This is a genomic window from Fundidesulfovibrio putealis DSM 16056 (genome assembly GCF_000429325.1).
GTDB classification, from domain to species: Bacteria; Desulfobacterota; Desulfovibrionia; order Desulfovibrionales; family Desulfovibrionaceae; genus Fundidesulfovibrio; species Fundidesulfovibrio putealis.
In genome coordinates this window covers 188,593-210,323 of record NZ_KE386886.1, presented here as the reverse complement: position 1 = coordinate 210,323, position 21,731 = coordinate 188,593, and the positions used below count along the sequence as shown (strand labels likewise).

20 protein-coding genes are annotated in these 21,731 nt (G+C 65.7%); 11 read left to right on the top strand and 9 right to left on the bottom strand.

The features are described 5' to 3' along the window. Positions 1-9: 9 nt before the first annotated feature. The 3 genes from kdpB to G453_RS25715 form a co-directional block, all read right to left on the bottom strand. Positions 10-2,082 carry a potassium-transporting ATPase subunit KdpB gene (kdpB, locus tag G453_RS0121100; protein ID WP_027192635.1) on the bottom strand — a complete coding sequence of 691 codons (2,073 nt, stop codon included), beginning with the start codon at positions 2,080-2,082 and terminating at the stop codon, positions 10-12. Positions 2,083-2,096: 14 nt separating this feature from the next. After that, positions 2,097-3,881, bottom strand: a complete 1,785-nt coding sequence (gene kdpA / locus G453_RS0121095) for a potassium-transporting ATPase subunit KdpA (protein WP_027192634.1) — start codon at positions 3,879-3,881, stop codon at positions 2,097-2,099. 313 nt (positions 3,882-4,194) lie between these two features. Then, positions 4,195-5,226 (bottom strand): sigma-54 interaction domain-containing protein, encoded by a 1,032-nt coding sequence (locus tag G453_RS25715; RefSeq protein WP_235731826.1) that lies wholly within the window; start codon positions 5,224-5,226, stop codon positions 4,195-4,197. Positions 5,227-5,520: 294 nt separating this feature from the next. Between G453_RS25715 and G453_RS0121075 the strand changes: the two genes are divergently transcribed. From G453_RS0121075 to G453_RS0121030, 10 genes are all read left to right on the top strand, one after another. After that, positions 5,521-6,495 (top strand): sulfite exporter TauE/SafE family protein, encoded by a 975-nt coding sequence (locus tag G453_RS0121075; protein WP_027192633.1) that lies wholly within the window; start codon positions 5,521-5,523, stop codon positions 6,493-6,495. Between the two features lie 27 nt (positions 6,496-6,522). After that, positions 6,523-6,957, top strand: a complete 435-nt coding sequence (locus G453_RS0121070; protein WP_043647006.1) for a hypothetical protein — start codon at positions 6,523-6,525, stop codon at positions 6,955-6,957. A 108-nt stretch (positions 6,958-7,065) separates the two neighbouring features. Beyond that, positions 7,066-8,226 (top strand): sigma 54-interacting transcriptional regulator, encoded by a 1,161-nt coding sequence (locus tag G453_RS25710; protein WP_051272733.1) that lies wholly within the window; start codon positions 7,066-7,068, stop codon positions 8,224-8,226. A 3-nt stretch (positions 8,227-8,229) separates the two neighbouring features. Next, on the top strand, positions 8,230-8,601 hold the full coding sequence (locus G453_RS0121060; protein WP_027192631.1) for a NifB/NifX family molybdenum-iron cluster-binding protein: 372 nt from the start codon (positions 8,230-8,232) through the stop codon (positions 8,599-8,601). Beyond that, positions 8,591-10,321 carry a sensor histidine kinase gene (locus G453_RS0121055; RefSeq protein WP_027192630.1) on the top strand — a complete coding sequence of 577 codons (1,731 nt, stop codon included), beginning with the start codon at positions 8,591-8,593 and terminating at the stop codon, positions 10,319-10,321. Before G453_RS0121060 ends, G453_RS0121055 begins: the two co-directional genes overlap by 11 nt. 2 nt (positions 10,322-10,323) lie before the next feature. After that, the gene (locus G453_RS0121050; protein ID WP_407635561.1) at positions 10,324-10,704 is read left to right on the top strand and encodes a response regulator; all 381 of its coding nucleotides are present in this window, start codon (positions 10,324-10,326) and stop codon (positions 10,702-10,704) included. A gap of 79 nt (positions 10,705-10,783) precedes the next feature. Further along, positions 10,784-11,437, top strand: a complete 654-nt coding sequence (locus tag G453_RS0121045) for a sensor histidine kinase (protein ID WP_027192628.1) — start codon at positions 10,784-10,786, stop codon at positions 11,435-11,437. A gap of 45 nt (positions 11,438-11,482) precedes the next feature. Next, a complete protein-coding gene (locus tag G453_RS0121040; protein WP_027192627.1) occupies positions 11,483-11,926 on the top strand; it encodes a response regulator in 444 nt (147 codons plus the stop codon). A gap of 223 nt (positions 11,927-12,149) precedes the next feature. Further along, positions 12,150-13,265, top strand: coding sequence for a sensor histidine kinase (locus G453_RS0121035; RefSeq protein ID WP_027192626.1), 1,116 nt, complete (start codon positions 12,150-12,152; stop codon positions 13,263-13,265). Positions 13,266-13,362: 97 nt separating this feature from the next. Then, positions 13,363-13,584, top strand: a complete 222-nt coding sequence (locus G453_RS0121030) for an alkylphosphonate utilization protein (protein ID WP_027192625.1) — start codon at positions 13,363-13,365, stop codon at positions 13,582-13,584. 40 nt (positions 13,585-13,624) lie between these two features. On the opposite strand, the gene G453_RS25705 is transcribed toward G453_RS0121030, so the two are convergent. The 5 genes from G453_RS25705 to G453_RS0121005 form a co-directional block, all read right to left on the bottom strand. Then, positions 13,625-13,840 carry a hypothetical protein gene (locus tag G453_RS25705; RefSeq protein WP_043647004.1) on the bottom strand — a complete coding sequence of 72 codons (216 nt, stop codon included), beginning with the start codon at positions 13,838-13,840 and terminating at the stop codon, positions 13,625-13,627. A gap of 290 nt (positions 13,841-14,130) precedes the next feature. Then, positions 14,131-15,843: an FAD-dependent oxidoreductase gene (locus G453_RS0121020; RefSeq protein WP_027192624.1), complete on the bottom strand. Its 1,713-nt coding sequence runs from the start codon at positions 15,841-15,843 to the stop codon at positions 14,131-14,133. A gap of 140 nt (positions 15,844-15,983) precedes the next feature. Continuing rightward, entirely contained in the window at positions 15,984-16,358 is a 375-nt protein-coding gene (locus G453_RS0121015) for a response regulator (protein WP_027192623.1), read from the bottom strand. Then, positions 16,345-18,393, bottom strand: coding sequence for a sensor histidine kinase (locus tag G453_RS26860; protein ID WP_051272731.1), 2,049 nt, complete (start codon positions 18,391-18,393; stop codon positions 16,345-16,347). The genes G453_RS0121015 and G453_RS26860 overlap by 14 nt, the downstream gene beginning before the upstream one ends. A 2-nt stretch (positions 18,394-18,395) precedes the next feature. Then, complete coding sequence (locus tag G453_RS0121005) at positions 18,396-19,523, bottom strand: ABC transporter substrate-binding protein (protein ID WP_027192622.1); 1,128 nt, start codon at positions 19,521-19,523, stop codon at positions 18,396-18,398. Between the two features lie 259 nt (positions 19,524-19,782). Between G453_RS0121005 and G453_RS0121000 the strand changes: the two genes are divergently transcribed. Continuing rightward, positions 19,783-20,997: a methyltransferase domain-containing protein gene (locus tag G453_RS0121000; RefSeq protein ID WP_027192621.1), complete on the top strand. Its 1,215-nt coding sequence runs from the start codon at positions 19,783-19,785 to the stop codon at positions 20,995-20,997. A 70-nt stretch (positions 20,998-21,067) separates the two neighbouring features. Here the strand turns inward: G453_RS0121000 and G453_RS0120995 are convergent, their stop codons facing one another. Next, positions 21,068-21,601 carry a bacterioferritin gene (locus tag G453_RS0120995; protein WP_027192620.1) on the bottom strand — a complete coding sequence of 178 codons (534 nt, stop codon included), beginning with the start codon at positions 21,599-21,601 and terminating at the stop codon, positions 21,068-21,070. Positions 21,602-21,731 lie beyond the last annotated feature (130 nt).

The window sequence follows — 21,731 nt, the reverse complement described above, 5'->3', positions numbered from 1 at the left end:
GGCAAACTCCTACGCCCAGCCAAGGGCGGAGATGATGACGTCTATGAGCTTGATTCCCGCAAAAGGCACAAGCAGCCCCCCCAGCCCGTAGATGAGCAGATTGCGCCGCAGGGCCAGGGCAGCCGGGGCGGGCACGTACTTCACGCCCTTGAGCGCCAGGGGGATCAGCACCACGATGATCAGCGCGTTGAACACCACGGCGGACAGCACGGCCGACTTGGGCGTGGTGAGCCCCATCACGTCCAAAACCCCAAGCTGCGGGTAGATGCCCGCGAACACCGCCGGGATGATGGCGAAGTACTTGGCGATGTCGTTTGATATGCTGAAGGTGGTCAGCGAGCCTCGCGTCATGAGCAATTGCTTGCCGATGGCCACCACTTCCAGCAGCTTGGTGGGGTTGGAGTCCAGGTCCACCATGTTCCCGGCCTCCTTGGCGGCCTGGGTGCCGGAGTTCATGGCCACGCCCACGTCGGCCTGGGCCAGGGCCGGGGCGTCGTTGGTGCCGTCGCCGGTCATGGCCACCATCTTGCCCTCGGCCTGGTACTGGCGGATGCGCGCCAGCTTGGCTTCCGGTGTGGCCTCGGCCAGAAAGTCGTCCACGCCCGCCTCCGCCGCGATGGCCGCAGCGGTGAGCGAGTTGTCGCCGGTGACCATGATGGTCTTGATGCCCATGGAGCGAAGCTCGGCGAACCGCTCGCGGATGCCCCCCTTCACGATGTCTTTGAGCCATATGGCCCCCAGCGGCCTGCCGTTCTCGGACACCAGCAGAGGCGTGCCGCCGGATTTGGCGATGTCGTGGATAAAGAGGTCGATCTCCTTGGGGATGCGCTGGCCGGAGTGCTCGGCCAGGGCTTTTATGGCGTCCGGCGCGCCTTTGCGGATCAGGCGCTCCGGCAGGTTCACGCCCGACAGGCGGGTCTGGGCGGTGAAGGGCACGAAGGTTGCCCCCAGTTCGTGCAGGTCGCGCCCGCGAATGCCGAAGCGCTCCTTGGCCAGCACCACGATGGAGCGGCCCTCGGGCGTCTCGTCTGCCAGCGAGGCCAGCTGGGCCGCCTCGGCAAGTTCGCGCTCGTCAACGCCCGGAACAGGCAGGAAGGCCGAGGCCTGCCGGTTGCCCAGGGTGATGGTGCCGGTCTTGTCCAGGAGCAGCACGTCCACGTCCCCGGCGGCCTCCACGGCCCGGCCCGAGGTGGCGATGACGCCCGCCTGGATGAGGCGGTCCATGCCCGCGATGCCGATGGCCGAGAGAAGCCCCCCGATGGTGGTGGGGGCCAGGCACACGAAGAGCGCGGCCAGGGCGGTGATGGTCACGGCCTGGCCCTGGCCGGAGAGCGCCACGGCAAAGGCCGACATGGGCCGAAGCGTGACGCAGACCACCAGGAAGATGAGGGTCAGCGAGGCCAGCAGGATGTTCAGGGCGATCTCGTTGGGGGTCTTGCGGCGCTTGGCGCCCTCCACCAGGGAGATCATGCGGTCCAGGAAGGTTTCGCCGGATTCGGCGGCTACCTTGACCACCAGCCAGTCCGAGAGGAGCCGCGTCCCGCCGGTGACGGCGCTGCGGTCGCCGCCCGCCTCGCGGATCACCGGGGCGCTCTCCCCGGTTATTGCCGACTCGTCCACGGAGGCGATGCCTTCCACTATTTCGCCGTCGGAGGGGATGGTGTCGCCCGCTTCCACCAGCACCAGGTCGCCCCGGTGCAGGGTCTTGGCGGGAACGGTGGCGAAAGGCGAATCGCGGCGCGGGTGCACGAGCTTCCGGGCGGCCACGTCCTGGCGCAGGCCGCGAAGGGCCGCTGCCTGGGCCTTGCCACGGCCCTCGGCCATGGCCTCGGCGAAGTTGGCGAAGAGCACCGTGGCCCACAGCCACGCGGACACGGAGGCCACGAACCCGAAGGGGGCCTCGCCCTTTCCCAGATAGGCCTGCACGGCCAGCAGCGTGGTCAGGATGCTGCCCACGTAGACCGTGAACATCACAGGGTTGCGGGCCTGTCGGGCCGGGGAGAGCTTTCGTACGCAGTCGCTAAGCGCCTGGCGCACGATGGCCGCATCGAACAGGGGGCGTTTTTTCTTATCTTTGGACATCTGAATAAACCTCGTTATTTCAACTGGTACAGGGCCAGATGTTCCGCCACGGGGCCGAGCGCCAGAGCAGGCACGAAGGTGAGCGCGCCAACCACCAGCACCACGGCCATGAGCAGTCCCACGAAGACCGGGCCGTGCGTCGGCAGGGTGCCGGGTCCTTCCTGCAGCCGCTTCTTGCCCGCCATGGACCCGGCCAGGGCCAGCACCGGGATGATGAGCCAATAGCGCGACACGAACATGGCCACTGCGCCCGCGATGGTCCAGAAGGGCGAGGAGGCGGTGAGCCCGGCGAAGGCGCTGCCGTTGTTGTTGCCCATGGAGGAGAACGCGTAGAGCATCTGGCTGAACCCGTGGGGGCCTGGGTTGGACAGGGCGTCCGCCGGACCGGCCACGGCGGCCAGGGCCGTGCCCATCAGGCACAGGAAGGGCGGGATGAGGATGATGAGCGCCGCCATCTTGGTCTCGAAGGGTTCGATCTTCTTGCCCAGGTACTCCGGCGTGCGCCCGACCATGAGTCCGGCCACGAACACGGCCACCACGGCGAAGACCAGCATGCCGTACAGTCCGGAGCCAACGCCGCCGTAGACCACCTCGCCAAGCTGCATGAGCAGCATCGGCCACATGCCGCCAAGGGGCGTGAAGCTGTCGTGCATGGAGTTCACCGAACCATTGGACGCGGCAGTGGTGACGGCGGCCCACAGGGCGGACCCGGCCACGCCGAAGCGCAGCTCCTTGCCCTCCAGGCTGGGGGCGGACTCCATGCCCAGGCCCGCAAGCGTCGGGTTGAGGGCGGATTCGGCCTGGAGCGTCAGCAGCGCGAACCCGGCGAACAGGATGGTCATGGCGGCCAGAACGGCAAAACCTTGCCGCTTGTCGCCGACCATCACCCCGAACGTGTGGCAAAGCGCTGCCGGTATCAGCAGAATGGCCAGCATCTCCAGCAGGTTGGTGAGCGGCGTGGGGTTCTCCAGCGGGTGGGCGGAGTTGACGTTGTAGTAGCCGCCGCCGTTGGTGCCCAGCTGTTTGATGGCCACCTGGGAGGCCACGGGGCCGCGGGCGATGCTCTGCTGCGCCTGCGTGGCCGGTTCCGTCCTGGGGGTGCCTGACTCGTCCAGGACCGGCTTGCCCGTTTCATCCAGCACGGGCTTGTCGTAGCTGGCAGGCTCCAGGAACGCGGCGGCAGCCGGGCCTTCCAGGGTCTGGGGCACGCCCTGCCACATGAGCGCAAGGCTCAGCACGATGGACAGGGGCAGCAGGACGTAGAGCACCGAGCGGGTCACGTCGCGCCAGAAATTGCCCAGCCTGTCGGTCTCGCGCCGGGCAAGGCCACGGATCAGGGCGGCCATCACGGCCATGCCCGTGGCGGCGGACAGGAAGTTCTGCACCGTGAGCGCAAGCATCTGCGTGAGGTAGCTCATGGTGGTCTCGCCGCCGTAGGCCTGCCAGTTGGTGTTGGTGGCGAAGCTCACGGCGGTGTTGAAGGCCACGAAGGGGTCCACCGCCGAAAGATCAGCCGGGTTCAGGGGCAGAGCGCCCTGAAGCCGCTGGAGGGCGTAGACCGCCAGGAGGCCCAGGGCGTTCAGGCCCACCATGGACAGGGCGTAGGCCTTCCAGTCCATCTCCTGGCGGGCGTCCACGCCGCACAGGCGGTACAGCAGGCGCTCCACGAGGCCGAGCGCGCGGTCCAGGCCGCAGGGCTGGTCCTGGTAGACGCGGGCAATGTACAGGCCCAGCGGCCAGGACGCCGCCAGCAGCAGCACGATGAAGAACACGAGGTGAAACAGGCTGTTGACGTTCATTCGAACCACTCCGGTTTGCACAGCGCCGCCAGCAGGTACACGAACAGGACGGCGGCAAGGGTGAGGGCCAGGCTGTCCATGGTTATTTCCTTTCCAGATTGCCGAGCAGCCCGATCAGGCCGAACAGGCCGAAGACCAGGGCCAGGGTGAGCGAAACAAAGAGAATGTCCATCGCAACCTCCGATGAGTGTCGATGGGGCATATGTAATCAGGCGGGTGTAAAAATGGTGTAAAGAGTCGGGGGCGGGAGATAAAAAGAGTGTAGCCGCCCGGAGCGGCGGCCATGTTGTCGGGAACAGCGGGTGGGGCGTGCTCAGCCCTTGGAGTAGCGCGCCAGGCTGAGCGAGTACTCCTTCACCTTGTGGCGAAGGGTGCGCGGGGAGATCCCCAGCACGTCGGCGGTCTTGGCACGGTTGCCGCGCGTGTGCCGGAAGGCCCTTATGATGGCCCGTATCTCGGCGTCGCGCACGGCTGCGTCCAGGAGCAGACTGTCGGGTCCGGCCTCCTCCACCTGCACGGCGGAGCCAGGCTGCACCTCCACCGGGAGATCCTGGGCCTCGATGACCCCCTCGGGGTGCACCAGCACGAGGCGCTCGATCAGGTTTCGCAGCTCGCGGGCGTTGCCCGGCCAGGCGTAGCTGCTCAGCACCGCCAGGGCCTCGGGCGAGAGGCTCATGCCGTGCTTGTGGTAGCGCAGTCCGAAGTGCTCCAGGAAGTGCCCGGCCAGGATGGGGATGTCCTCGCGGCGCTGCCTGAGCGGCGGCAGGAACACCGGCACCACGTTCAGCCGGTAGTAGAGGTCCGCCCGGAACTGCCCGGCCTTGACCATCTCCAGGAAGTTGCGGTTGGTGGCGGCCACAATGCGGGCCTCGAAGGGCAGCTCCTTCTCGCCGCCCAGACGCCGGAATGTGCGCTGCTCCAGCACCCGCAGGAAGTCCACCTGGTTGTTGGGGGGGATTTCGCCCACCTCGTCCAGGAACAGCGTCCCGGCCCCGGCCAACTCGAAGCTGCCCTTCTGCTGCTTGGACGCGCCGGTGAAGGCCCCTGCCTCGTGCCCGAAAAATTTATCCGCGAATAATTCGTCGCGCAGCACGCCGCAGTTCACCGGGACGAAGGGTTTCTCCCGGCGGTTGGACATGGCGTGAATGAGGCGGGCAAACAGTTCCTTGCCTGTTCCGGACTCGCCCTGGAGCAGCACGGGGGCGTCCGACGTGGCCACCTGGGAGGCCAGCTGGTGCGCTTCGCGCATGGATCTGGACCCGATGAGCACGGCGGTGACGCCGCCGCCTTCCTCTGGGAGGTCGTCCAGGTCCAGCCGAAGCGGCAAATTTTTGCCGTTTTTCATATAGTCGCCCATTCCCGTCCGGTTCTGCTCGAATTCGCTGGATTATCCCGGCCTCACACCCTTCAGATACGTTCTCGCTTCAAAAATGTGAAGACCCCTGCGGCAATAATTTGCCGCTTCCGGCAGATTCTTGCCGTTCTGGCGCGAAGCGGTGCCCGCAAACCGTTGATCCATGCGGGTTTCATCCTGGTACGCTTCTTGATTGTGCAGGAAAGAACAAGCGTGGGGGCGTGCCGCCGACGTTTTCGCCGGACGGTCCTTTCTGAATCTGGAAGCAAGGGAGAGCGTGCGAACATGAAATCGAGCTGGTTGCGAATCGGAATGGTAATGGTGGCTCTGGGCCTGTTGGGGGGGGCGTTCGCCTATGCCGCATCCCTGGACGGCGGCAAGGCCATGGTGGAGGCCGCCCAGGCGGCAGGCGCGCCTGAAGGGCCCTGGTGGATGTGGCCTACAATTCTTCTGTTCTTCTGTTTCATCCTGGGCATCATCGCGGTGCTGGCGGGCGTTGGCGGCGGCGTGCTGTTCGTGCCCCTGGTCAGCGGATTCTTCCCGTTCCATCTGGACTTCGTGCGCGGCGCGGGCCTCCTGGTGGCCCTGGCCGGAGCGCTGGCCGCAGGCCCTGGTCTTCTGAAGAGAAACCTGGCCAGCCTGCGCCTGGCCCTGCCCGTGGCGCTCATCGCCAGCGCCTGCGCCATCGTGGGCGCCATGATCGGCCTGGCGCTGCCCACCAACGTCATCCAGCTGTGCCTGGGCGGCACCATCCTGTTCATCGCGGTGCTGCTGCTGGTCTCCAAGAACACGGCCTACCCCGTGGTCACCAAGCAGGACGCCATCGGCCTGGCCCTGGGCATGAACGGTTCCTACTTCGACGCCTCCTCCGGCGAGACCGTCAACTGGAAGACCCACCGCACCCTGCCGGGCCTGCTGATGTTCATCATCATCGGCGTCATGGCCGGCATGTTCGGCCTGGGCGCTGGCTGGGCCAACGTCCCGGTGCTCAACCTGATGATGGGCGCGCCCCTCAAGGTGGCCGTTGGCACCTCCAAGTTCCTCCTGTCCATCACCGACACCTCCGCCGCCTGGGTCTACCTGAACCAGGGCTGCGTCATCCCGCTCATGGCCATTCCTTCGGTCATCGGCCTGATGTTCGGCTCGTTCGCGGGTGTTAAGCTGCTGGCCAAGGCCAAACCCAAGTTCATCCGCTACATGGTCATCGGCGTGCTGCTGTTCTCTGGCGGCAAGGCGTTCATGAAGGGCCTGGGCTTCTAATTTTTCGACGAGCTAAGGAGACTAGTCATGGCTGACAACAAAACCGTTGGTGCGCCCATCGAGACGCCTCGCGAACAGATCCTCTACGCCGACATCCTCTTCTGGGGCTGCTGGGGCGGCCTGGCCCTCATGGCGGTGACCTATATCCTTTACGTGGCGGGCATCATGACCCCCCACATCCCCCTGGAGAAGGTCACGGTGCTGTGGTCGCAGCCCGTTGGCACCTACCTGTCGCAGGGCAACGTCCCCACCGGCTGGGGCTGGCTCGTGCTCATGGGCAAGGGCGACTTCCTGAACTTCGCGGGCATCGTGCTGCTGGCGGGCCTGACCATCATCGCCTACATTCCGCTCATCCCGGCCTTCCTGAAGAAGGGCGACAAGGTCTTCGCGCTGCTGGCCTTCCTGGAAGTGCTGGTGCTGAGCCTGGCCGCTTCGGGAATCGTTGGCGGCGGCGCGCACTAAACGCGTAATTGGACTTGTATTTAACCGTGAACACAATGATTCTAGCGACGCGCCCGGCGACCGGGCGCACCTTCTACCCGAAGTACCAACGCTAGGAGAACGTACATCATGACATTCGTGCCCCCCGGCATCCTCGCTTCCCTCGACTTCCCGGCCATCCTGGACGGCCTGCCGCTTGGCGTGGCCGTCCTGGACCGGGAGGGCCGGGTCGTGACGCTGAACGCTGCGCTCGAGCGGCTGACGGGCTTTGCCCGCGAGGAAGTCCGGGGCGTGCCCTGTCGGCACGTGCTGCGCTCCGGGCTGTGCCATCGGCACTGCCCGGTGCAGGGCCCGGCGGACACGGAGATCATAAACCGTCACCGCCGCAAGATCCCGGTGCGCATAAGCGTCATCCCCGTGCGCGACACAAAGGGGCAGGACCTTTACCGCATCGATCTGGTGGAGGACCTGAGCGCCGTCAGGGACCTGGAGCGCCGCCTGGAAGAGCCGGGAGGCATCGGCAAGCTGGTGGGCAAGAGCCCGGTGATGGAGCGCATCATGCGCCTGATCCCGGCCATGGCCCAGGCCGACGACCCGGTCATCGTCATCGGCGAGACCGGAACCGGCAAGGACGCCGTGGCCGAGGCCATCCACAAGGTGTCGCCGCGCTCGCGCGAACCGTTCGTGCGCGTGAACTGCGGCCCCATGCCCCCGGAGACGCTGGAGGCCGAGCTGTTCGGCCGCAAGCAGACGTCCGGGGGGATAGCCTTGGGAGCGTTCCAACGGGCGGGAGCGGGCTCGGTGTACCTCTCCGACGTTGGGGAGCTGCCCGAGGCCTTGCAGGCCCGGCTGGTGCGCTTCGTGGACGAGGGGACTATCCTGCCCGCCGGAATGCAGACTCCGGTGCGCTCGCAGGCCAAGATCATCGCCTCGTCGCCCACGTCCCCGGAGGCGCTGGTGCGCGCGGGCAAGCTGCGACAGGACCTGGCCTACCGCCTGGGAGCCCTGCGCCTGGACCTGCCCCCGCTGCGCGAACGGCCAGAAGACATCGAATTTCTGCTGACGCACTTCCTGGAACTGTTCGCGGGGAAGTTCCGCAAGAAAGTGCATGGGTTCACTCCCAAGGCCAGGGCATTGCTCCTGGAGCACGACTACCCCGGAAACGTGCGGGAGCTGCGCAACATCGTGGAGTTCGCGGTCATGGTCTGCCACAAATCCGCCATCCCGCCCGCCTGCCTGCCCGCGCACCTGCTCAAGCAGCTGCCGCGCGCCGCCGGGGAGAGGAGCTAGGCCATGCGGACCCTGCGCGTGCTCATCCCGCTTTTCAAGGACGAGGTGGCTCCCCGGTTCGATCTGGCGGCCGAGGCCCTGCTGGCCGACGTCATCCAGGACGGCGACGGCGATGTGGGCGAGATCAAGACCGAGGATTTCCTCCTGCCGCACCCTTCGGCGGACGGCCTGTGCGACCTGATCCTGCGAAAGGACGTGGACGTGCTCATCTGCGGCGGTATAGAAGAGGAGTACTACCACTACCTGCGCTGGAAGCGGGTGGAGGTGCTGGACAACGTGGCAGGCCCGGCCCGCGACGTGCTGGAGCGCTATGCGCAAGGCGCGCTCCAGTCCGGCGACATCCTCTTCGACAGGGAGGAAGACCATGCTCGGTGACATCTTCACCCGGCACTTCCGGGACCTTCACACCAGCGACGACGCCATCTCGCCCGAGCGCTACAATCTGCTGAAGTACAAGATCGTGGGGCTCATGGCCGTGGTGACGCTGGTGCCGCTCCTGCTCATGGCGGTCATCAACTTCAGCGAGTTCCAGACCACCATGGCCCGCGAGGTGCAGAACCCGCTGCGCGTGCTGCTCGGCAAGACCCGCAACACCATCGACCTCTTCCTGGCCGAGCGCGCCTCCACCGTGGGGTTCATCGCCCAGGCCTACAGCTTCCAGGATCTGTCCGACGAGCGCAACCTGGGGCGCATCTTCCGGGTGATGCGCAAGGAATTCGAGGGGTTCGTGGACCTTGGCCTCATCGACGCCCACGGCAGGCAGGTGAGCTACGTAGGCCCCTACGACCTGAAGAACCGCGACTACTCCAGCCAGGACTGGTTCGCCCAGGTGCGCGCCAGCGGCAAGTACATCTCCGACGTGTTCCTGGGCTTTAGGAACCTGCCCCACGTGGTCATCGCCATGCAGCACACCTCGGAGTCCGGCGAGTCCTGGGTGCTTCGCGCCACGCTGGACACCCGGCAGTTCGACAAGATCATCGCGGCCATGGGGCTCGAACCCGGCTCGGACGCCTTCATGGTGAACCGCAAGGGCGTGCTCCAGACCAGCTCATACTTTTACGGGGACGTGCTCAAGCCCTGCCCGCTGCCGCTGCCGCCGGTCACCTTCGAGCCGCAGGTCATCCCCATCACCGATCCCCAGGGGCGCGAGCTGTACCTGACGTACGCCTATTTCCCCAACACGGATTTCATCCTGATGGCCGCCAAGCCGCGCCTGGGCGCGATAAACGCCTGGTACAACCTGCGCGGGGACCTGCTGCTGGTCTTCCTGGTGGGGGTGATGGCCATCTTCTTCGTGGTGTCGCGCTTCACGGGCATGCTGGTCAACCGCATGCGCGAGTCCGAGGAGCGGCGCGCCCTGGCCTTCCGGCAGGTGGAGCACGCCCAGAAGCTCTCCTCCATCGGACGCCTGGCCGCAGGCGTGGCCCACGAGATCAACAACCCCCTGGCCATCATCAACGAGAAGGCCGGGCTGCTCAAGGATCTCCTGACCCTTCAGGAGGACTTCCCGGGCCGCGTCAAGTTCTTCTCCCAGGTGGAGGCCATCATAAAGGCCGTGGAACGCTGCCGGGGCATCACCCACCGCATGCTCGGCTTCGCCCGGCGCATGGATGTGAAGATCGAGGGGCTCAGCTTAAACGAGGTGATCACCGAGACGGCCAGCTTCCTGGCGCGCGAGGCCGAGCACCGCAGCGTGAGCCTTACCCTGGACCTGGAGCCTGAGCTCGGGCGCATCGAGTCCGACCGGGGGCAGTTGCAGCAGGTGATCCTGAACATCCTGAACAACGCCCTGGCCGCCATCCCCGACCAGGGAACCATCACGGTGAAAAGCTGGAACCAGGACGAGCAGCACGTGGGCTTTTCCATCCAGGACAACGGCTGCGGCATGTCGGACGACACCATGAAGTGCATCTTCGAGCCGTTCTTCACCACCAAGCGCGGCAAGGGCACCGGGCTTGGTCTGTCCATCACCTACGGCATCATCAAACGTCTCGGCGGCGAGGTCTCGGTCAGCAGCCAGGAGCAGGTGGGGTCCACCTTCACGGTGGTCCTGCCGGTTATGGCTCCGCCCTCCGCCGCCGTGGAGGCTCAGTAATCATGACCATGAAGGACTGGAACATCCTGCTCGTGGACGACGAGGAAGAGTTCGTCCACACCCTGAGCGAGCGTCTGGAGTTGCGCGGGCTGACCTGCCGCGTGGCCCTGAACGGTGAAACCGGACTGCGCATGATAGACGAGACGCCCCCGGACGTGGTGGTGCTGGACATGTTCATGCCAGGCCTCAAGGGGCTGGACGTCTTGAAGCTCATCCGGGAGCGCCATCCCGCCGTGCAGGTGATCCTGCTCACCGGGCAGGGCGCCACCAAGGACGGCATGGACGGCATGAAGCTTGGCGCGTTCGATTACATGATCAAACCCCTGTCCATCGACGACCTCACCGCCAAGATTGGCGAGGCCGTGGCGGCGGGCAAGGCCTAGGCATGTGTACGAACCGGAGGCAACCGGAGCCGACATCCCGCCGAGCAGGCTGGCGGCTGGCAGGATGCCAGGAGTGACAATGGACAAAGCGCGATTCATGGGCCGGATGGCCGCCACGCTCAGCCACGATCTGTGCAACGTGCTGGCCACCATCCAGCAGGCATCCGGGCTTCTTGGCGACTATCTGTCCCTTGCGCGCAAGGAGTCGCTCAAGTCCATGGGGCTTCGGCCCAAGTTCAAGTACAACGACAAGTTCGAGGAGATCATCGCGCAGGTGCAGTCCTCGGTGGCCCGGGGCCAGGACATGTGCGAGCACCTGAGCCACCTGGCGCATTCCCCGGACGAGGGGCAGGACGGCTCGGACCTGAACTTCTCGGTACGGCTCCTGGTGCAGCTTTCGGGGCGCATAGCCAAGAAGCACAAGCTGACCCTGGAAGTGGGGCAGGCTCCCGCTGCGGTGCTGGCCGAACCGTCGCAGATCGAGGTGCTGGTGGTCCTGGAGGCGGCGCTCCTGGGCGTGACCTGGCGGTGCCGGGAACAGGGCAACGTCCGGCTTGAGCCGGGCGAGGACGGCGACCGGGTGTATGTGGATATTTTGTGTCAGGCGCTTGATGCCGGGGAGGCCCAGTCCCTGGCCAAGTCACTGACAGGCGACAAGCCTGGCCTGCTGGCGGCCGAGGCTCTTGAAGGCGGGGTGCGCCTGGCTTTCCGAAAGGCCGGGCGAGAGGCGTAATCGAGTGGCGGGCGCGTGCGCGCCGAACGTTGCAAGGAGACGGATATGAACAAGATCAAGCTGCTTCTCGTGGACGATGAGGAGAATTTCGTCAACACCCTGGCCGAGCGCATGAAAATGCGCGATGTGCCTTCCAAGGTGGTCTACTCCGGCGAAGCTGCGCTGGACGTGGTCAAGACCCACGAGCCCGACGTCATGGTCCTTGACCTGCGCATGCCCGGCATCGACGGCATGGAGGTCCTGCGCAAGGTCCGCGCCACCAACCCCAAGGTGCAGATCATCATCCTCACCGGCCACGGCACCGACCTGGACGAGGAAGAAGCCCGCAAGCTGGGCGCGTTCCACTACCACAAGAAGCCCATCGACATCGACGAGCTGCTGGGTACCGTGAAGAAGGCCTACCGCGAGCGCATCGAAGACGCCATGGTGATCGCGGCCATGGCCGAAGAGGGCGATTTCGACACCGCCCGCAAGGTGATGGACGAGTAAGTTGCGGCAACCCCGGCCCACACGCGGGCGGGGGAAGTCTTTGGCCTGTAGCCTGTCCGCCCCCATTGCCGGGCGCGGCAGGCGGCGGCCGGGGCTTGGCCGGGAGTACGGCTGAAGCGAGACGGCGGGCGCAGGACACTGCGTGCGGGCCGCGCGAATCCGGCGTCCGACAGGTATTTGAGCTGGCGCACCGCCAAGGCGACACGCCAACCGGGAGGGGACCATGCGTCCCAAGACCCTGCTCATCGACGATGAGCTCGATTTCGTCCGGCTGCTGGCCGAGCGCCTCCTGGCGCGGGACTTCCCCGTGCTGTGGGCCGTGGACGCCGCCCAGGGGATAGGGCTCGTGGAGAGCGAGGCCCCGGCGGCGGTGGTGCTGGACGTGAATCTCCCGGACCGCAGCGGCCTGGAGGTGCTTGGCGAGATCAAGGAGCGCTGGCCGCTGGTCCAGGTGGTGATGCTCACGGGGCAGTCGGACGTGGCCACGGCGGTGCGGGGTATGAAGCTCGGCGCTGCGGACTATCTGGTGAAGCCCGTGAATTTCGACCAGCTGGTGCGGGTGCTGGTGCGGGCCGGGGAGCGCAGGCTGAACCAGGAGGAGAGCCTGCGCATGATCGAGACGGGCAAGCTTGCGGCGCTTGGCAGGCTGGCCGAGGGCGTGGCCCACGAGATCAACAATCCGGTGAACATCATGATGCAGAAGGCGGGCTGGGCCGGGGACCTCCTGGAGGAACCGGAGTTCGCCGCCTGCGCGGGCCTGGCTGAAGTGCAGGCCGAACTTGCGGCCATCGTGGCCCAGGGCAGGCGCTGCCGGGACATCGTGTCCAAGCTCATGAGCCTTGGGGGGCGCGTGGACCCCAGGACCGTGGATTTCGACCCGCGGCAGGCCGTGGCCTCCGCCTTGGAGCTGGTGCGGGAGCGCGCCGGTAGCCTTCATGTGGAAATCAAGACCGAGTTCGACCCCTCAGTTGCCCTGGTGCGCCTGCCCAGGGCCGAGATCGAGCAGGTGGTCGGGCGTCTGGCGGACAACGCCCTGGACGCCATGGCCGCTACCGGCGGCACGCTTACGGTTCGCGTCCGGAACGCCGCTCCGGCGACCGTAGGCATCGAGGTGTCCGACACCGGCCCAGGCGTGGACGACTCCCTGGCTGAGCGTATTTTCGAGCCGTTCTTCTCCACGAAAGAGGTGGGTAAAGGCTCCGGGCTCGGGCTGTCCATCTGCCACGGGGTCATGAAGTCCCTGGGCGGCTCCGTGGAGCATGCGCGCTCGGCGCGTCCGGGGGCCACGTTCCTGGTCACCCTGCCCGCGTCTCCATCCGTCACCCCGGCAAACGGCTGACGCCCGGCTTCCACGCATCACGCGCCGTTGCAAAGCCTGCCGCCCTGGTCTAAGGGGTGGGCCTCCACAATTTTGCCCCATTTACGAGGAAGCACGCATGGACGAGATAAAAGTCAAGGACAGCAACGGCACGCTGCTGAAAGACGGCGACAGCGTCACGCTGACAAAGGACCTGAAGGTCAAGGGAACGTCCGCCACGCTCAAGCGCGGCACGCTCATCAAGAATATCCGGCTCACCGACAACGAGGGCGAGATCGAGTGCAACGCCGAGAAGGTCAAGGGGCTGGTGCTGAAGACCTGCTTCCTGAAGAAGGCCTAGATTCCCGCTCCCGTCGATTAGACAGAGAAGGCCCCCGGCGTCAGCCGGGGGCCTTCTCTTGTACTCGGAATTCAGAATCTTCCACCCGGACAAACTTGGCCTCGAACTCGGCCTTTTCGCGCACGCAGATGAAGTCTGGCCTCTCTTCGGGGCAATAAACAACGACAGCCTGCCCGTCGCGGGCGTTGGTGCAGTCAACGGCGTGGTGCAGCACGCGATACGGCTTTCCGTTCTTTTTGTTGCGCCAGAGCGTCATGCCTTCTCCTCAGCCCCTTCGAAATCATCCCGGGCTTCATGTCCATGATACAGCGGGATTCTCGCAGTATTCTTCGTGGCTTTCGGCGAACGGCGCGAAGCGGTACAGGATTCCAAAGGGGCTTGCCCCTTTGGCCGCCGGAGGCAGACGTTCTTGCCGCCTCTACGCTGCGCTTCACAAATCCGCGCCGCATGCCGAACTGTCCACAAACGACGCGGAGCGGTGCGGGTGTCCAGAGGGCGTAGCCCTTTGGCCGCCGGAGGCTATTGCTCTTCCATCTTCCAGACGCATCACTCCGCGTTGGGGTCCTCCCCGCTCTGCTTCAGCGCGGCCATGCCGCCGTGCAGGTTCAGGACGTCCTTGAAACCGGCCTGCTCAAGCGTGATCTGCGCCTCGTAGGAGCGGATGCCCGTGTTGCACACCAGCACCACGGCCTTGTCCCTGGGGATCTCACCCAGGCGTTCGCGCAGCTGCCCCTGGGGGATGTTGTGCCAGACGCCGGGGTGTCGTTCCAGGTAGGGGGCGGCGTTGTCCTGTTCGCGGCAGTCCAGGAAGAAGCAGGCCTCGCCCTTCTGTTCGAAGAGCCGCCCGAATTCTTCCGGCGAGACGCCCTGGTTCATTCCGGCCAGCATGTTCTCGGCCACGGTGCCAACAGTGTTCACGATGTCCATGGCCGAGGAGAAGGGCGGCGAGTAGGGGTACTCGAGCACGGAGAGGTCATCCGCCGTGCAACCCTTCTGCATGAGCGCCGCCACAGCCCCGACGCGGCCCACCAGGGCGTCGCCCGCCGACCCGAACCCCTGTATCCCCAGCACGGCGCGGGTCTTCTTGTCCACGGTGACTTCCAGGGTCATCAGGTCCTTGCCGGGGAAGAAGTGGGCGCGGTCGAACTGGATGACCAGGGCGGACAGCGCGTCGAACCCGGCCTGCGCGGCCTGCTCCGGGGTGAGCCCGGCCCCGGCCACGTTTCGCTCGAAGAGCTTCATGGCAAACGAGCCCACGGCGCCGGGGAACGTCGCTTCGCCTCCGGCCAGGTTCGTGCCGATCACCCGGCCCTGGCGGTTGGCCATGGAGCCCAGGGGCAGATGCATTGTGCCGCCGGTCACCACGTTCTTGATCTCGGCGCAGTCGCCGCCGGAGTAGATGTCCGGGTCGGAGGTGCGCATGAACTCGTCCACCAGCACGCCTCCGCGCGGGGAGACCGCAAGCCCGGCCTCGCGGGCCAGCTCTCCGCTTGGGACCACGCCAGCTGCGAGGATCACTAGCTCGGCCTCCAGGGTGCGCTTGTCCGTGACCACGCGCTGAGCCTTGCCGTCGCCCTCCACGGCCAGGACCTTCTCCCCGAAGTATAGCTCCACGCCTTTCTCGGCCAGATGGTGCTCCGCCATGCGGGCCAGGGAGGGGCTTATGTTACGGGGCAGCACGTGGTCCATGAGCTCCACCACGGCCACCTCCAGCCCCCACATGTCCGCCAGGGCCTCGGCCACTTCCAGGCCTATGAAGCCCGAACCCACCACCACGGCGCGCCCGGCCGAACCTGAGCTGATCATGTCCTTGACGGCGGTGGCGTCGTGCAGGTTGGCCACGGCGTGCACGCCGGGCAGGTCTTCGCCAGGGATGTTCAGCCTGCGGGGCGCGGCTCCGGTGGCGATGACCAGCTTGTCGTAGGGAATCTCCGAGAGCGCGCCGGTGTCCAGGTTGCGCACGTGCACGCGCTTTGCCTCGCGGTCTATGCGCAGGGCCTCGGTGCGGGTGAGGACGTCGATGTCCTTGCAGTCGTGGAAGAATTTCTCGTCGCGCACCAGCTTGAAGCTGGTGGTGCGCAGCTCTTTCAGGTCGGACACGTCGCCGGAGATGAAATAGGGGATGCCGCAGCCGCCGTAGGACACGATGGCGTCGCGGTCGATCATGGTGACTTTCGCGTCCGGGACAAGGCGCTTGAAGCGGCAGGCGGCCTTGGGGCCGAGGGCCACCGCGCCGATTATGACGACGTGTTGGGGCATGGGCGTGTCTCCTCGAAAGTGGTGCAGGGATATGTACGCCACTTGGACAGGCAAGCCAAGGTTTGCCCCCAGGTTCGGGACAGGATTTCTGAAACGGTTCAGGGCGGTTGCCGCACTCCCGGCTGCGCGGCGAAAGGGCGTTACTTGCCGCCGATGCTCAGGTTGGAGAGGATGTGCTCCAACTGGCTGATGTCCAGGGGCTTGTTGATGAAGGCCAGGGGCTTGGTGGCCTCGGCGCGGGTGCGGGTGGAGTCGTCGGAGTAGGCGGTCACGAAGATGACGGGGACGTCGCGGCGCAGCTTCAGCTGCCTGGTGGTCTCGATGCCGTCCAGTTCGCCGTCCAGGCGGATGTCCATGATGATGATGTCGGGGCATTCACCGTCGAAGGCCAGCAGGGCTTCCTCCCCGGAGGTGACGTTGCCGCACACGTCGAAGCCGAGCTTCTTGAGCATGCGGGCCGTGGCCATGGCTGCAATGACTTCGTCCTCGACGATCATGACTTTAGCTGGACTCATGCGAATGGGCCTCCGTCACGGGAAAGCTGAGGGTGAACGACGTTCCTTGGCTGTCTCCATGAATCAACTCGCCGCGCAACTGGCGCGTGAGCTGGACCACGAGCTGCATCCCCAGGGTGGACGTGCTGGCTGGGTCAAAATCCGGTGGAAGCCCGACGCCATCATCAGATACCCTCGCCTGGAGCCTGCCGTCAACCCCGTGTATGACCACGGAAATGGTGCCGGAGGGGCGTCCCTTGAAGGCGTGCTTGGCGGCGTTGGTGACCAGCTCGTTGATTATGAGCCCGAAGGGGATGGCCTGGCCGATCACCAGGCAGACGTCGTCCGCCTCCACCGCGCACTGGATGCCCTTGCCGGAGTGGAAGGCGGCCACCAGCCGGGGGACGAGCTTCAGGGCGTATTCGCGGATGTTGACGCCGGAGAGGTCGTCGGAGCGGTAGAGTTCCTCGTGGACCAGGGCCATGGAGGCGATGCGGTTGCGGCTCTCCAGGAACATGGTCAGGGCTTCGGGGTCGTTCACGTGGTCGCTCTGGAGGTAGAGCAGGCTTGAGATGATCTGCAGGTTGTTCTTCACCCGGTGGTGGATTTCGCGCAGCAGGATCTCCTTTTCGCGCAGCGAATCGCTCACGGCCTTTTCCGCGTTCCTGCGGGCGCTGATGTCCTCCACCACCACGATGATGGAGCGCACATCGCCTGCGTCGTCGCGCACCGCAGAGGCAGTGAGGTGAACCCACACCTGTTGGCCGTCCTTCGCGAGCAGGCGCTTGTCCATGTCGAAGGAGGGCAGATGCCCGGAGAGCACAAGGCGCATGTTGTCCGCGTCGTCCTCCCTGTCCTCGGGGAGGCTGAACTTAAGCAGGTTCATGCCGGAGAGGTCCTGGGGGGTATAGCCGCAGATCTGGGTGAAGCGCTTGTTGGCGCGCAGGAAGTTGCCCTGGGGCGTGCACTGCACCAACCCCACGGCGGCCTGCTCGAAAATGGCCCGGAAGCGGCGCTCGCTTTCGCGCAGGTGGGCCTCGCCGGAGGCGATGCGGTCGGTCATGTCCGCAACGGCCGCCTCGAAACGCCCCAGCTCTGCAAAGGGCGGGTCGGGTATTGGCCTGTAGGAGGCGTTGCGCGGCAGGCGGTCCAGGCGGGTGGCCGCCTGGGCCATGGGGCTTGAGATGCGTTTGTCCAGTTCGCGGCGCAGCATCAGGGTAAGAAATATGAAGACCGACGCCATCACCACGGCGGCCACGGCCACGGGAGCCAGGGCCGGAGCCATGGCTCCGGCCGCCGGGGTGCGCACAAGCACCAGCCAGCCAAGGCCCGGTATGACGGCATGCGCGCCCAGGAAGAAGTCGTCGTTCTCACGGTAGATGAGGGTCGCTTCTCCCTGCCTGGCGGCCTTGAACAGCGGGGAATCCCCGATGTTGGTCTGGGTGGCCACCAGGGACGGATCCGGGTGGGACACCAGGTTGCCGAAGGCGTCGCAGAGGATGACCTCTCCTGCCCAGTTGCGCGAAAGGGCCTGGATGTGGTTGGTCAGTTCAAACAGGTTCAGTTCTCCGGCCAGCACGCCTCCGGTGTTTCGCCGAACGCCGATGAACACGGTGAGAATGCCCGTCAGCGGGGAGGGAATGGGGCGCGACAGCAGATATCTGCGGCCGTGCGCGTTGTCGAAGCGGATGGGGAAATCCAGGCCGCGCGGTCCGGCAGGCTCGGCGGACAGGATGGTGTTCTGGGCGTCGGTCAGGATCAGGCGGTCCATGGAGGGCATCACGGAGAGCATGTCCGCCAGGCGCATCGACAGGGGGACGCCCGTGCCCGAAGGAGGGGCATCGGCGAAATGCTCCAGGGAACGGTAGGCCCCGTCCATGTAGGAATCGGCGTAGAGGGCCAGGGTCTGGGCGAAATCCTGGTTTTTGGTCTCCACGGCGTCTTTCTGCTTGATGCCCTGCATGGCGGCCAGCAGCGCCAGACAGACCACCGCCGGGATGAGCGTGCGCTGGATGAGGGTCCGGGAGATGATGCTGGCGATGGATCTGGAGGGCATGGCTATTCCCCGGGCTTGCGCACGGTCTTGAACCGGCCCTGCTCGATGGTCACCAGGAAGGTGCCGCGCGAGACGTCGCCGTACTGGTCCAGGCTGAAATCGCCGATGACGCCCTGTATTGTCCCCGTGGATGTCAGCGCGTCCTCAAGGCCCCGGCGCTTCCCGCCGGTGATCTCCAGGGCCTTGGCCAGGAGCAGCACGGCTTCGTAGGAGTATGCCGCAGCGAAATTGGGCTCCCAGCCGAAGCGTGCCTGGTAGCGGTGCTGGAAGCTCTTGAAACGCGGAGTGTCGTTCTCTTCGGTGTAGCTGGTGGCGAAGATGATGCCTTCCACGCTCTCTCCGCCCGCCACGAGAATCTCGCGGGTGTAGGGCCAGGTGGGGCAGAGGATGTGCATGTCCACCCTGGCCAGCGCGCGGGCCTTGGCAAACTCGGCAACGTCCCTGGCCGAGGCGGTAAGCACCACTGCCTGGGCTCCGGACGAGGCCGCATCCTCCACCAGGGCCTTCCAGTCCGGCCTGGCTTTGGAGGAGAACTCCCTGGCTGCGCTGATCATGCCGCCAAGAGCTTGGAATCGCTGAACGAAGGCTTTGTTGAAGCTTGCGGTGTAGGCGGTATTGTCGCTGTCGCCCAGGACGTAGACGCGTTCGATCCGGCGGGACTTCAGGGCGAACTCCGCCAGCGCGGCGGCCCAGCTGGAGTTGTCCGGAATCAGGCGGAAGAACAGGTCCTTTTTGGCCGTGAGCGTAGGGGTTGCCGTGGTGGGGGAGACCAGCAGCGCGCCGCGCGATTCCGCCATGGGCAGCACCGCCATGGTCTGGGAGCTGGTCATGTGGCCGATGATGGCCACGGCTCCTGCGTCCAGGAGGCTCTCGTCCCCGGCCAGGGCGGCGTCAGGGGTGTTGCCGTCATCCACGGCCAACAGCTTCAGCTGCCTGCCCGCCACGCCCCCCGCCTGATTGATCTCTTCCACGGCCAGGGTCGCCCCGTTTCTCCCCTGGACACCCAGGTCGGAGAAGGTCCCGGTGAGCTGCCCGGCAAAACCGAGCACGAGAGGCCTTTGTCTCTGGCACGTCAGGACGAGCGCGCCTGCCGCGAGCAGCATGACGATCAGAATCGCCCTTTTCCTCATGATTGCGCCGCCTCTGGGCCAGATGGACTCTTCGAACGGCGTCCGGGCAAAGGCACTGGACGCTTCCGTAAACGCCTGATGTTATTCAACCGGAAACTGCAATACGCCTACTTCAGTTTAGGCATGTTGACAATCCGGAAGCGGAAAATGGGGGAACTCCGCATTTGACATCATGATAACCCGAATTACCATTTTCAGTCTACGCGCCAAGCATCATTCAACACTTTGAACCCAATTCAGGGTGAGCAAGAAGGAGAGCATGCCCCGTGTAAGCGATCAAACCCTGGCCACCGTTGACTTTTCCCTGACCTGGCAGAGTCGGGAGGCGTTCCATGAGGAGCGGTTCCTGGCCCGCAAGATGAACCTCTGGCGGGACATCCTCCCGCCCGGATTGAAGGACGCCCTGACCGGACTGGTCGCGGGTGAATCCGCCGGAGTATCCTACGCCGCCGGGCAGGCCTTGCCGGACCGCCAGGACGCCCTGGTGCAGGAGGTTCCGCACCGGTGCTTCACCCCCCCGACCGTGGCCGGGCGGACGGTGTCCCCCAGGGACGGACGCCACTATCCGCGCGGGCTGTTCGGGTCGCTGCCGGGAATATTCCCCCAGGACGCGCGTCCGGCGCGCGTCCTCGACGCCAGGGATGGCCGGTTCGTGCTGGACCTCAACCACCCCCTGGCGGGCAGGCCGTTTCGGCTGGACGCCACGGTGCTGAACGTGGCGGAGAAGAAATCCGACACCGGGGGCAGGCTCTCGGACTGGCTGGAGGAGATCTGCTGCTTCGGTCCCGGCATGCAGGCCCGGCGGGCAGACTTCGCCCCCACGGACTTCACGCCCCCGGACGGGGAGGCCCGCCTGGACAACGAGGACGACGCCCGGTTCTACGCCAGGCCGCGCCTCATCGGGCACGTCGACGCCCAGGCGTCCGCAATTCTCACGCAGCAGTACGCATCGCGCATTCCCCGAGGGGCGCGCGTGCTGGACCTGATGTCCTCGGTGCAGTCGCACCTGCCGCTGGACGCGGATCTGGACGTGACGGGCCTTGGCATGAACATGGAAGAGCTCGCGGCCAACCCGCTCTTGTCCGCGCGCGTGGTGCAGGACCTGAACCGGGATGGCGTGATGCCCTTCGCGGACGCGGGGTTTGACGCGGTGGTGTGCAGCCTGTCGGTCGAGTACCTGCTGGACCCCGCCGGGATCGTGCGGGAGTGCGCGCGGGTGCTGCGGCCCGGCGGGCAGTTGCTGTTCGGGTTTTCCAACCGCTGGTTCCCCACCAAGGCCACGCCCCTGTGGCTGGACCTGCACGAGTTCGAGCGCATGGGGCTGGTTCTGGAGTACCTGCTGGCGAGCGGTGATTACGCGGACCTGTGGACCTTCAGCGCCCGCAACTGGTGGCGGCCCGTGGATGATCCGCACATCCGCCAGACCTGGACCAGCGACCCGGTGTACGTGGTGGGGGGCATACGCAAGAGCTGAAGCAGGGGGAACGCGGGATGGAAACGGTCCGGCGCGGTATGTCACGCGCCGGGCCGTTTATCCGTCTGCGCTACGCGCCTGCGCCGGGCAGCGCGAAACCCTTGGTGGTCCCGCCGGTGGAGGAGGGGGTCCCGGCGATCTTGGACAGGTAGGTGTCGCCCAGGGTCTTGATGTGGCCGTCCACGTTGTCGAAGTAGTTGAAGTGGGCCTGTTCCTCTTCGATGATGGCGTCGAAGAGCTTGGCGCTGATGCTGTCGCCCGCCTCGCGGCAGATGTTCAGGAACTGGTTGTACTGGTCCACGGTCTCGTCTTCCACGCTGCTGTCGAAGGGGTAGATGGCGCGGACGTCCTGGCCCTTCTGCACCGTGCCCAGCGCGCTGGTGGCGGGCTCGCCGCCCAGTTCCTTGATGCGCTCGGCGAACATTTCGGCGTGACGCATCTCGTCGATGGCGATGAGCTTCATGTTCATGGCCAGTTCGCCGTAGTCCAGGTTGTCCAGGTTGTAGTGCTGGTTCATGTACTGGGTGATGGCGTAGAGTTCCATGCCGCGAGCCTTGTTCAGAACCTCGATCACCTTGTCCTTGCGTGCCTGCCTGTCGGCCATTGTCGTGCTCCTTGTCGCTTTGTGGAAGCGTCCCACGCCCCACGTGCCCCACGGATAGTGGTGGCGCGCGGGGCGTGAGGGTTTGATTTGAAGAACTGGATACATCAATCCTGCGGCAAACCCAAGCCTG

Excerpts from the sequence above, each read along its gene's own strand:
- G453_RS0121005 (WP_027192622.1), bottom strand. The coding sequence starts at position 19,523 with ATGAGGAAAAGGGCGATTCTGATCGTCATGCTGCTCGCGGCAGGCGCG.
- G453_RS0121030 (WP_027192625.1), top strand. The coding sequence starts at position 13,363 with ATGGACGAGATAAAAGTCAAGGACAGCAACGGCACGCTGCTGAAAGAC.
- G453_RS0121070 (WP_043647006.1), top strand. The coding sequence starts at position 6,523 with ATGGCTGACAACAAAACCGTTGGTGCGCCCATCGAGACGCCTCGCGAA.
- G453_RS0121060 (WP_027192631.1), top strand. The coding sequence starts at position 8,230 with ATGCGGACCCTGCGCGTGCTCATCCCGCTTTTCAAGGACGAGGTGGCT.
- G453_RS0121045 (WP_027192628.1), top strand. The coding sequence starts at position 10,784 with ATGGACAAAGCGCGATTCATGGGCCGGATGGCCGCCACGCTCAGCCAC.
- G453_RS0121050 (WP_407635561.1), top strand. The coding sequence starts at position 10,324 with ATGACCATGAAGGACTGGAACATCCTGCTCGTGGACGACGAGGAAGAG.
- kdpB (WP_027192635.1), bottom strand. The coding sequence starts at position 2,082 with ATGTCCAAAGATAAGAAAAAACGCCCCCTGTTCGATGCGGCCATCGTG.
- G453_RS0121055 (WP_027192630.1), top strand. The coding sequence starts at position 8,591 with ATGCTCGGTGACATCTTCACCCGGCACTTCCGGGACCTTCACACCAGC.
- G453_RS25705 (WP_043647004.1), bottom strand. The coding sequence starts at position 13,840 with ATGACGCTCTGGCGCAACAAAAAGAACGGAAAGCCGTATCGCGTGCTG.
- kdpA (WP_027192634.1), bottom strand. The coding sequence starts at position 3,881 with ATGAACGTCAACAGCCTGTTTCACCTCGTGTTCTTCATCGTGCTGCTG.
- G453_RS0121015 (WP_027192623.1), bottom strand. The coding sequence starts at position 16,358 with ATGAGTCCAGCTAAAGTCATGATCGTCGAGGACGAAGTCATTGCAGCC.
- G453_RS26860 (WP_051272731.1), bottom strand. The coding sequence starts at position 18,393 with ATGCCCTCCAGATCCATCGCCAGCATCATCTCCCGGACCCTCATCCAG.
- G453_RS0120995 (WP_027192620.1), bottom strand. The coding sequence starts at position 21,601 with ATGGCCGACAGGCAGGCACGCAAGGACAAGGTGATCGAGGTTCTGAAC.
- G453_RS25710 (WP_051272733.1), top strand. The coding sequence starts at position 7,066 with ATGACATTCGTGCCCCCCGGCATCCTCGCTTCCCTCGACTTCCCGGCC.
- G453_RS0121035 (WP_027192626.1), top strand. The coding sequence starts at position 12,150 with ATGCGTCCCAAGACCCTGCTCATCGACGATGAGCTCGATTTCGTCCGG.
- G453_RS0121000 (WP_027192621.1), top strand. The coding sequence starts at position 19,783 with ATGCCCCGTGTAAGCGATCAAACCCTGGCCACCGTTGACTTTTCCCTG.
- G453_RS25715 (WP_235731826.1), bottom strand. The coding sequence starts at position 5,226 with ATGAAAAACGGCAAAAATTTGCCGCTTCGGCTGGACCTGGACGACCTC.
- G453_RS0121075 (WP_027192633.1), top strand. The coding sequence starts at position 5,521 with ATGAAATCGAGCTGGTTGCGAATCGGAATGGTAATGGTGGCTCTGGGC.
- G453_RS0121040 (WP_027192627.1), top strand. The coding sequence starts at position 11,483 with ATGAACAAGATCAAGCTGCTTCTCGTGGACGATGAGGAGAATTTCGTC.
- G453_RS0121020 (WP_027192624.1), bottom strand. The coding sequence starts at position 15,843 with ATGCCCCAACACGTCGTCATAATCGGCGCGGTGGCCCTCGGCCCCAAG.